Origin of the sequence: Microcystis sp. LE18-22.4A (genome assembly GCF_027531105.1) — a bacterium.
Classification (GTDB): Bacteria; Cyanobacteriota; Cyanobacteriia; order Cyanobacteriales; family Microcystaceae; genus Microcystis; species Microcystis aeruginosa.
The window spans coordinates 1-10,805 of record NZ_JAPZRB010000562.1 but is presented as its reverse complement, the minus strand read 5'-3'; the positions used below and the strand labels follow the sequence as shown (position 1 = coordinate 10,805).

Here is a 10,805-nt window from a genome sequence, read left to right as displayed (position 1 = left end):
CGGCCTTGAACGAGTAAAACTTTCTAGGAAATAAGGTTGAACATGAGATTTTTTCGACTTGTTCAAAGTGGCCGGAGGGCATTCGGACACTCAAAACGGACGGGTCGAAAGTGTCAGACTTAAGCAATTAAGCGTTTTTCGGTGAAGCGTCAACCCCGTTCAGCGACCACCCTTAAAAAGTGGCGTGGTGAGGAATCGCCGTCCGTTTTACGGCGGCGAGGATGTCAAAATGGTTTCCCCTTCCCTAACCGGCAGCCGAATAACATCTTTGTACTACTTTTACCACATATATTTAAATCTAGGGTTGATCTAGCCTATGCTAAAAAGAGGGGGATTAAAATCGATCGCTCCTAGACTTTAATTGAAAATTTAGGATATTGCACAGATGGGCAATCTATTTGATGATGTCAGTCGCTTTCTTGAAACCCAACTGGAAGAATTTCTCAGAAGTCATCCCCAATTAGAATTACAGGCGCTGGTGGAACAACTGCGCGAACAGGAGCGCGATACTGCTAAACTGATTAGCGCCCTAGAAAATGAGCGTCAACGTCTCGAACAGCAAATTTTGGCCACTGCCCAAGATATCCAAACTTGGCACGCTAGAATTGATAAGGCTAAGGCCGCTGGACGGCAGGACTTGCTGAAGGCTGCTAGTGAACGCGAGGCGGCCCTATTTCGTCAGGGTAATCAACTTTGGGGACGGATGGAAGGGGTGAAAAAACGTCTGAGTCAATCCCAAGAGTTACTGCAACAGGTCCAACAACGTCGTCAAGAAGTGCAAATTAAAGCCGAAAAAGCCCCTAAAAATCAGTCCCGTGACTGGGAAACCAGTTTTTGGGATCAACCCCAAGAATCGGACTATCAGCGCTCGAACTACGATAATCTCGATCTAAAATTTAAAGAATGGGAAATGGAAGAAGAATTGAAAAAATTAAAGCGAGAAATGGGACGATAATTTTTCAGTGAGCAGTGAACAGTAAACAGTAAACTGATAACTGATAACTGATAACTGATAACTGAAATCCCCAACACCTAAAAAATTCCCCAGAATTGTTCCTCTTAGAAAACGATGGCATCTCAAGCACAAAATCCTGAAAATCAACCCTCCTCTACCCTCGAAGAAATCCGGGCCGCTCGTTTAGAAAAAGTGGCAGGATTGCAAAAAGCTGGCTTAAATCCCTACGCTTACCAGTGGAAATCCACCGCTCACGCTCAACAATTACAAGAGCAGTACGCTGACTTAGCACCGGGGGAAGAAATTAGCACAGAAGTAGCAATTGCTGGTCGGATTATTGCCCGAAGAATTATGGGTAAACTAGCCTTTTTTAACCTGCAAGATGAAACGGGAACGATTCAATTATACCTCGATAAAAAACGCATTAGTGAAACCATGTCCGCCGTGCCGAATGCCTTTAACACGGTGATTAAACTGACCGATACGGGGGATATTTTAGGAGCAAAAGGCACAATTAAACGCACAGAACGCGGGGAATTATCTATCTATGTAAACGAGTACGAAATTCTCACCAAATCCCTCTTACCTCTCCCGGATAAATGGCACGGTTTAACCGATGTAGAAAAACGTTATCGACAAAGATATGTGGATTTAATTGTTAATCCGGAAGTGCGACAAACTTTTCGCCGTCGCGCCCAAATTACCGCTGCCATTCGCAGATATTTAGACCAAGAAGGTTTTATTGAAATTGAAACTCCCGTGCTACAAAGTGAAGCGGGAGGAGCCGATGCTAGACCGTTTATCACCTATCATAATACGCTGGAGATGGAGTTATATCTCCGCATTGCCACCGAGTTACATCTAAAAAGATTAATAGTGGGTGGTTTTGAAAAAGTCTTCGAGTTAGGCAGAATTTTTCGCAATGAAGGGGTTTCTACTAAACATAACCCCGAGTTTACTTCCATCGAAATCTATCAGGCCTATGCCGATTATTATGACATGATGGAGTTAAACGAAAACATTATCGTTAATGCCGCACAAGATGTTTTAGGTACGCTGAAAATCACCTATCAAGACAGGGAAATTGACCTAACTCCCCCTTGGCGACGAGTGACTATGCACGAATTAGTCCAAGAAATAACTGGGGTTGACTTGAATAGTTTTGAGGATTTCGAGTCGGCTCGTATTGCCGCAGAAAATGCCGGCATTGGCGTTCCAGAGGACTGTAAAACCATCGGTAAGCTATTAAATGAAGCTTTTGAACAAAAAGTCGAAGAAACCCTAATACAGCCCACTTTTGTGCTAGATTTTCCCGTGGAAATTTCGCCTTTAGCTAAACCCCATCGCTCAAAAACTGACCTCGTAGAAAGATTTGAATTATATGTGGTTGGACGGGAATTAGCTAATAGTTTTTCTGAGTTAACCGATCCCATCGATCAACGGCAAAGATTAGAAGCACAGGCACTCAAAAAAGCGGCCGGCGATTTGGAAGCGCAGGGAGTTGATGAGGACTTTTTAACCGCTTTAGAATACGGAATGCCCCCCACGGGAGGCTTAGGAATTGGCATCGATCGCCTGATCATGTTATTAACCGATTCTGCCAGTATTCGCGATGTGATTGCTTTCCCCTTATTAAAAAGCCAAAGTACAGCGATTAAATCTTTTGACTACGATCAGGAAAAAAAAATTCTGAAAGTGGAATTTAATCACGGTGGTATCTATCTTTATCATGATCTACCTTTGGCAGTATATAAAGATTTTCAGTCCGCACCATCGAAAGGACAGTTTTTTGTCGGACAAATTCGCGATAAATACAGTTTTGACAAGGAATTGTAAAAGTTAGGGTCACTTCAGTTAAGTAGATAGGTGTTAAAAGTTGTCAGACACCCCCCTTATCAAGGGGGCAGGGTAGGGTTGATTCATGAATCAACCCTACTATGAATCAACCCTAGGGGCAGTGGGGATCAGAGGCAAAATCCATCTTCAATTTAATTATAACTACTTCAGTTATCAGTTATCAGTTATCAGTTATCATTCATGATCCCTTCTTACCTTTGACTTCCTGCCAAGTGTTACCAACTCCCTGTAAAACCCCGCGAACTACTAAACCAATACCGCGACCGATAACTTGGATAAGAATATAGACTACTCCCTTACCCACCACCCGAAAAAAAGCGCGTAAACGAGGAGATAAAGAGTCTCTTAATTCTAAGGCGATCGAAACTAACCAGGGTATGCCTGTTAAACTATTTAATTCTTCCTGTCGAGGGGAATAAATGGCTAGAGATTGGATTTCTCCCTCGCTATAGTGAAATAATTGATATTGACTTTCAAATATATCTTTGGGGTCTTGCCAATATTTTTGCCGTCGGTATTTCCAAGATAATTCATTGCGGATTTTAGCTAATTTTCTGGCGATGAGAAATTCTGAACGGTAAAGTTTTTGTTTGACTCTTTCGGATTCCGAGAAGTTATTGAGAATAATTACCGTCACTGCATTGGCAATATTATGAATGAGATTTTGCAGGAGAATTTCTGCTCTGGCGATGGTTTCAGGAGCATTAGCTCGGTATCCTACTCCGTCAATAGTTAAACTATTTTCGTACACTAAATAGGAAAATAAGTCAAGAGTAAAAGGAATTTTATTGAGGATTTCTGTTTGAATTGCCTCTCTTTCTTCCAGAATAATTTCGTTAAGTCTGCTTTTACTAATTTCATCATAAACCGAGGCATTAATTTCTAAAAATTTACGGGTAACTTTCTCCCAGATATCGTAAATAATCAAATTTAAGCGACTGGTTAATTCCCCACTACTAACCTGTAAATATCTCATTTCATCGACATTTTTACGAATTTCATCGAGAACTAAATACAATAATTCCCGTTGCCGATTATCCTGTAAAACATCAATTTCAAAACTAATCTTTGTTCTATTAATTAAAGGCGATCGAATGACCGCTAAAGTGGACTCAAAAACCGCCGAAACACAGAGGGGACGCTCGCGGCTTAAAATTGGTAATTCTCGATCGATATTGTTAATTATTACCGGGGGTGTGACTGAAGCTGAATTGTAAGAGCTACCTTCGAGGGGAATTAGTTTTCTCACTAGCCATAGGGCTGCTAAAAGTTCTCGTTTTCTCCCCTGCCAATAAAAGCGATCAAAGCCGGATAAAGACTGTTGATTGAGGTGGAGATCAATTAAATGTAATTCACTTTCGATGCGATTTAATCCCGTTTTTCCGGCAGTGATTAACCAATGGCTAGGAGCTAAACTTGTACGGGTAGCAATGGTGAGAGCAGAAGGGGCAACATCCGGGGATTCATCCCGGGAAATTTGTCCTAAAATAGTGATAAATTGCTCTAGGTTTGTGCCTTTGGGAATATAACCGGCGATGCCTAATTCTCTGGCGATTAGTTGCTGTCGGGAGTCGAGAGGAAAGGTTAATAAAACAATTTTACTTTCGGGATAGCGAGAGTGGAGAATTTCACAGTAAGACCAATCAAAGAGAGGATCGATAAGGATAATTTCGGGGGCCGGATTCAGAGTCAAAGCGAAAATTGTTTCTAAATCCCCTTCGGTGACGATACTAATATTTTCTATCTGCGACAAGGCCTGCACCAGACCCAAGCGGAAAATCGGGTCATTATCGATGATAATTAAGGTGAGAGGGCGATCGATCACAAGAGTTGCAGCCTGTCAACGGATACTATTCACAGGGTCAATTATACAGTTATCTGGCTCATTTGTTTTGTTTATAGCCATAGAAATCGATGCGATAATCGGTAATTTTTACCCCCGTTGATGCCTCGACCTGTTTAATTAATTCTGGGGGAAGTTCGATATGCACATCGATGATTTGTTGGCTGTCCAGACAATTGACGTGACTGTGGGAATCGCTGATGTTACCGTAGAGTCTGCCGTCCCAGCGTTCCACAGATTCGATAATGCCTTGACCCGATAGGGCTTCTAGGTTTTGGTACACTGAGGTATGACCGATGTTTTTTCCTTGCAGATTGAGGCGATCATAAATTTCTCTCGCTGATAGGTGTTCCTGCGCTTGCCACAGCAATTCTAAAATATAGCGACGCTGACGACTAACCCGCATTCCTAAAGTTTGACACCTTTCGATCGCATCTTCTAAACAGCGGATCGGTTTTTGTTTTACCTCCAAATTGTCCATAGTTGTATCCGTTGACCTCCGCCCTAATACATAGTCATTACCAGTTTAGCTTAGTCTTTCGATCGATGTCCACATTGCCCCAGTTTTTATCGTTTTGGGGAGACAGGAGACAGTTATCAGTTATCAGTTATCAGTTATCAGTGGGTAAGTTATCAGTGGGTAAGTTAAGCTGTTGACTATCTAAATTACTTGTTAAGAGTGTATGGAAGCACCGGAGCAGGGAGCAGGGAGCAGGGAGAAGGAGTTCGAGCATTTGTACTACAATTCTCAATACCTAGTTTAAATGCAGTACAGCATACACAATTCTGGTTTTAAGTCAATAGCCTTTACAAAACTTCAAAAATTGCAACATAAAAAAATCTCATCACTAGCGGCTTTTTTTGGGCAAGAGTATCAACACAGTCCCCTCATTGTCTTGGTTTTCCGTTGATTTAAGGTTTAATGCTTAAACTAAGCCCACAGCATACCACGATCATACCATATTATTAAATGTAGGCAACCCCGATTTACAGCCAAATTTTGGCAAATTCTGGGAAAATCAAAATGTTGTAACTTACTTGTTACATTTAACTAATCGCCCCAAATATTTAAATATTTTAATTATTTACCTTAAATTTATAATTTTTACTTATTTTTTGCAGGCTGATTAACTAGGGTTTGCTGAAAAAGTTTTTCGTGGGGGTAGGGTGTGGGGTGTGGGGTTTTACCCATTTTCAGATGGTCAATTACCTAATTTTCAGAGAAAAAGTAACTGAATTTTTCCCCGATCACTCCAATGGTCGGCACTTTTTGGGGGGAAAAAGTCTAAAAACCTTATCCAACAAGGTTTTTAGATTTATTCAGCAAACCCTAACTAGGGTTGGGCAAAAAAGCTTGTAAGCTCTATTTAAAGTCAGTCGAATCGCTTAGTATCGGGAGACAGATGTGACTTGTATAGCTTCCCAGTTTTTGAGATTTGAAGACTTTTTAGAAGCATTTTGAAAGTGTCTTAGCCGATGGATTAAATATGAATTATCAGCCATAGAAATCTTCATCAAGAATCTGTTCTAAGGAAAAAGGGCAGTCTAAGGGATATGCTTCCTCTGGAGGAATCGCAATTCCAAAGTCAGCCAATTTACTTTCCTTGATGGCAATTTTGCGACCTTTAGGATAGGTTTTATCGATGGCGATTGCTACATGAGATTTCAAAGAAGGGGTGTTTTCTAGTAAGGCGATAACTCGTTCCCTGTGTTCGACAAGGGAGCTATACCAGCTAGATTTCATGCTTTCAGTGGCGGAGGATTGTACTTGTAATTTCAGTAAATGAGCCAGCAAAATCATTAAATTTCCTTCCAAGGCATTTTTATCTGATTTACCCAATTCTTTCAACTCCTCAACTAAATGAGATACATCTAATGCCTGAAAATCTCCTTGTTCCAACTGACCTATTGTTGTTATCAGCCATAATTGAAAATCTTGTTCATAGAGTTCTGATTTAGTTATCATAATTGCTTCGATAATAGTTAATCTAGATTGAGTTATACTCTATTTTGCGGATTTCGGATGTTTCTAGCGGTAAATATTAAGTTTTACTACAGGATTTAACATCTGCGCCTATGCCCTATTCCCTTATCCTTAGGATAAGCGGTTAAAATACATCTTAGCTTAAGGACTAGAGAATATTATGAGACTAGAAAGAGAAGATTTTGATTGGGCGGTACAACAAAACCTAATTACTGCCAGCCAAGCTGAAAATTTATGGACGGCTTTTTTATCCCGTTATCCCCAAGAAGATGAAGTTAATCGCCCTCGCTTTAATTTCGCTAATGTGGCCTATTATTTTGGGGCATTAATTGTTATCTCCGCCCTGGGGTGGTTGATGAACAAAGCTTGGGAGAGTTTCGGCGGTGCAGGCCTATTTTTTATCGCCCTGTTTTATGCAATTTGTTTTATTTTTGCGGGGAAAAATCTCTATTTTCAGCAAAATCTCAAAATCCCCGGCGGCCTTTTATTTACCATGGCAGTGGCAATGACTCCCTTAGCAATCTACGGTTTACAACGCTGGACAGGATACTGGCAAGCTGGAAATATGGCCATTTATCCAGATTTCTATACCTGGACTAAAGGCGGTTGGTTTTTAATGGAATTAGGCACGATTATCGCAGGATTAATAACTTTGCGATTTGTTAAATTTCCTTTTTTAACTGCACCGATCGCCTTTAGTCTGTGGTATATGTCAATGGACTTAACCCCTTTGCTATTTGGAGAGAACGAATATATATGGAGAATGCGACTCTGGGTATCCTTTTGGTTTGGAATTGCCTGTTTAATAACTGCCTATTTAATTGATGTACGTCAGCGTCGCAGTCGGGGAGATTTTGCTTTTTGGCTATACCTATTCGGATTAATTATGTTTTGGTTTAGTCTATCTCTCCTAATCGATGATAATGAAGCGCAACGATTTTTGTACTGTCTAATTAACTTGGGATTAATGTTATTATCCGTCCTGCTAAAAAGAAGATTATTTGTGGTTTTCGGAGGTCTTGGAGTATTTGCCTATCTTTCCTATCTCTCCTATCGTCTCTTTGCCGATTCAATTTTCTTTCCCTTTGCCCTAACCGCCCTAGGACTTGGTATTATCTATATGGGAGTTTTGTATCAGCGTCATTACCCAACCCTGGCTAGATTTATTGAAAGTTATATCCCTCTCGAATGGCGCAATTTATTACCCAAAGATCGATAATTAGGAGAAATGGGGACATGGGGATATGGGGAGATTCAACTAAAAAACCCCAAAACCCCAAAACCCCAAAACCCAACACCATCTTTTTTACTTTTATGAAAATACTTATCGTTGATGATGAAAAAGAATTAACCGAACCCTTAGAACAAATTCTTGCTCAAGAAGGCTATGAAGTTGATATTGCTGATAATGGTCGGACGGGTTTAGAATTGGCACAAGAGAATAATTATGACCTCTTAATTCTCGATTGGATGTTACCCCAGCAATCCGGATTACAAATCTGTCAATATTTACGCAATCAAGGGGACACCACTCCCGTTTTGTTTCTAACGGCTAAGGATACCATAGATGATCGAGTGGCGGGATTAGATGCTGGCGCTGATGATTATTTAGTCAAACCCTTTCAACTGCGAGAATTATTAGCGAGAGTCCGCGCTTTATTGCGTCGTTCTCCCAATTTTGAAGCTAGTAATAGCAGTAAATTAAAATCTGCTGATTTAGAACTCGATAGCGAAAATCAAGTGGCCTATCGTCACGGTCGCACGATCAGTTTATCAGCAAAAGAAGTACAATTGTTGACTTTATTTATGACCCATCCGGGTCAACTTCTCACCCATGAACAAATTTATCAGCATCTCTGGTCAGAAGGGGAGCAACCTAATAGTAATGTCGTTCCTGCCCTGATGCGCTTACTGCGTCGTAAAATCGAAGCGCCTGGAGAAACACCTCTAATTAATACTGTCTATGGGAAGGGCTACCGTTTCGGGGAAAATTAGGGAATGCTGAAGGATAATGAGAATACCAACTGATTACCGATTACTGATTACCGATATATGTTATCCTGCCTACAAATTCAAAATTTTACCCTCATCGATCGCTTAGAATTAACTTTCGGCAGCGGATTAAATGTACTGACCGGTGAGACGGGGGCAGGAAAATCGATTATATTAGATGCGATCGATATTGTTCTCGGTGGTAAAGTCAATCATCGCGTCATCCGTCAGGGAAGCCAACAATCAACCCTAGAAGCGACTTTTTCTCTCACCCCAGAATTAATTGCTTGGCTAGAAAGTCAGGAAATTGACCCATTAGAGGATAATAGTCTGACCATCAGCCGGGAATTAGTGATTACTAATAATTCCTTGCGTTCTCGTTCTCGCATTAACGGAGTCGTCGCTAATCGCCAACAAATGGCGCAAATAAGAGATTTTTTGGTAGAAATCACCGCTCAAGGTCAAACAGTTCAGTTAATGGACGCTAATCGACAGAGGGAATTATTAGATCTCTACGGGGGTGAATCGCTGCTGCGGCAGCGGGAAAAGGTAGCCACAGCCTACGCTAACTGGCAAGAAAGCAAGAATAGTTTAAATAATAGGTTGCAATCGGAACAAAATCGCCTACAGAGATTAGATTTATTAGAATATCAACTAAAAGAACTAGAATCAGCTAATTTAACTGACGCTGACGAGTTGGAACAGTTGGAACAGGAAAGAAACCGACTCTCCCACGCTGTCGATTTGCAAAATTCCAGCTATCAAGTCTATCAACTACTCTACCAAAACGATCGCGATCAACCGGCCGTCGCCGATTTGTTAGGAAAAGCTGAAAATATCTTGACAAATATGATGGTTTATGATACAAGTTTAGAGCCAATTTTAGAGATGGTGCGATCGGCATTAAATCAGGTGGTGGAAGCGGGACAGGAAATCAACGTTTATGGGGATAGTCTAGAGGCAGATCCCGAGAGATTGAACGAGATAGAAGAGAGAATTGTCCAACTTAAGCGCATTTGTCGCAAGTATGGCCCAAGTTTAGCCGAAGCGCTCGATTATTATCAGAAATTACAGCAGGAATTAGCGGAGTTGACGGGAGAAGGACAATCCATTGAAGAATTAGAAAAAATTTGTCAGCAACAGGAAAACATCTATCGAGAAACTAGCACCCAGTTGACCTTTTTGCGACAAGAAACCGCTAGTCAACTAGAAAAACAATTGGTACAGGAATTAAAACCTTTAGCCATGGAAAAGGTGATTTTTGTCTGTCGGATTAACCCGGGTAATCCTAGCAGTCTGGGAGTCGATCAAGTGGTATTTTATTTTAGTCCCAATCCGGGGGAAAAAATCCAACCTTTATCCAGTACCGCTTCCGGAGGAGAAATGAGTCGTTTTCTCCTAGCGTTAAAGTCCTGTTTTTCCCAATCCCAATCGGCAGCAGCAACCCTAATTTTTGATGAAATTGATGCGGGAGTATCGGGAAAAGTTGCCCAAGCAATTGCCGATAAATTAGATCAATTAGGTCAACAATATCAAGTTTTATGCGTTACTCATCAACCCTTAGTGGCTGCTTTAGCTGATCACCATTTTCGAGTTTATAAACAAATGATTGCCGAAGATAATCCTACTAATCTCTCGGAAATTCGCACGGTTGTCCGGGTTACTTCTCTCGATAATCGTCAGACGAGAAGGGAAGAATTGGCACAATTAACGGGAGGAAATTCGGCAGCAGATGCCATCGCTTTTGCCGAGTCTTTATTGGAGAAAGCGGCTGCCAAAAAACAGTAAGATTTAACCTTGAAATTGACTGATTAACCAACGTCCCACCTGACTTTGATCCTTGCTGCGTGCCTGTTGTAAAGCTGACTCTAAAACCGCGAGTTTTAAATTAGGTAAAACCTTTGATATATCAATTCTTTTGCTCCCTCGATCGATTATTTCAAAAGCAAATATTTGGGGATCATTTACCTTAACACTCCAGTATTCACTAACTCCTAATTCTTCGTAGAGCAAGCGTTTATTACCTAGGGTCTGCTGAATAAATCTAAAAACCTTGTTGGATAAGACTTTTGGACTTTTTTCCCCTCAAAAAGTGCCAGCCATTGCGGGGATCGGGGGGAAAATTCCTGGACTTTTTCCCTGAAAATTAGGTAGTTGACCACCTGAAAATCGAT

General features: G+C 41.0%; 8 protein-coding genes and 1 pseudogene. 5 read left to right on the top strand and 4 right to left on the bottom strand.

Annotated features, from left to right (window positions below):
• Window positions 1-385 precede the first annotated feature (385 nt).
• Together O9295_RS24175 and lysS are read left to right on the top strand one after the other, a co-directional pair.
• The gene (locus O9295_RS24175; RefSeq protein ID WP_288035873.1) at window positions 386-955 is read left to right on the top strand and encodes a TIGR04376 family protein; all 570 of its coding nucleotides are present in this window, start codon (window positions 386-388) and stop codon (window positions 953-955) included.
• A gap of 114 nt (window positions 956-1,069) precedes the next feature.
• Window positions 1,070-2,791, top strand: a complete 1,722-nt coding sequence (gene lysS / locus O9295_RS24170) for a lysine--tRNA ligase (RefSeq protein ID WP_288035872.1) — start codon at window positions 1,070-1,072, stop codon at window positions 2,789-2,791.
• Window positions 2,792-2,990: 199 nt separating this feature from the next.
• On the opposite strand, the gene O9295_RS24165 is transcribed toward lysS, so the two are convergent.
• From O9295_RS24165 to O9295_RS24155, 3 genes are all read right to left on the bottom strand, one after another.
• Complete coding sequence (locus tag O9295_RS24165) at window positions 2,991-4,637, bottom strand: DUF3685 domain-containing protein (protein ID WP_288035871.1); 1,647 nt, start codon at window positions 4,635-4,637, stop codon at window positions 2,991-2,993.
• A 58-nt stretch (window positions 4,638-4,695) separates the two neighbouring features.
• Complete coding sequence (locus O9295_RS24160; protein ID WP_002798934.1) at window positions 4,696-5,136, bottom strand: Fur family transcriptional regulator; 441 nt, start codon at window positions 5,134-5,136, stop codon at window positions 4,696-4,698.
• A 1,014-nt stretch (window positions 5,137-6,150) separates the two neighbouring features.
• On the bottom strand, window positions 6,151-6,621 hold the full coding sequence (locus tag O9295_RS24155; RefSeq protein ID WP_288035869.1) for a DUF29 domain-containing protein: 471 nt from the start codon (window positions 6,619-6,621) through the stop codon (window positions 6,151-6,153).
• A gap of 178 nt (window positions 6,622-6,799) precedes the next feature.
• Between O9295_RS24155 and O9295_RS24150 the strand changes: the two genes are divergently transcribed.
• The 3 genes from O9295_RS24150 (at window position 6,800) to recN (ending at window position 10,419) form a co-directional block, all read left to right on the top strand.
• Entirely contained in the window at window positions 6,800-7,858 is a 1,059-nt protein-coding gene (locus O9295_RS24150; RefSeq protein ID WP_288035868.1) for a DUF2157 domain-containing protein, read from the top strand.
• Between the two features lie 95 nt (window positions 7,859-7,953).
• Window positions 7,954-8,634: a two-component system response regulator RppA gene (rppA, locus tag O9295_RS24145; RefSeq protein ID WP_043997953.1), complete on the top strand. Its 681-nt coding sequence runs from the start codon at window positions 7,954-7,956 to the stop codon at window positions 8,632-8,634.
• Between the two features lie 57 nt (window positions 8,635-8,691).
• Window positions 8,692-10,419, top strand: a complete 1,728-nt coding sequence (recN, locus tag O9295_RS24140; protein WP_147069110.1) for a DNA repair protein RecN — start codon at window positions 8,692-8,694, stop codon at window positions 10,417-10,419.
• A gap of 3 nt (window positions 10,420-10,422) precedes the next feature.
• On the opposite strand, the pseudogene O9295_RS24135 reads toward recN, so the two are convergent.
• Window positions 10,423-10,671: pseudogene (locus O9295_RS24135) on the bottom strand (Uma2 family endonuclease); the annotation flags it as partial.
• Between the last annotated feature and the right edge of the window lie 134 nt (window positions 10,672-10,805).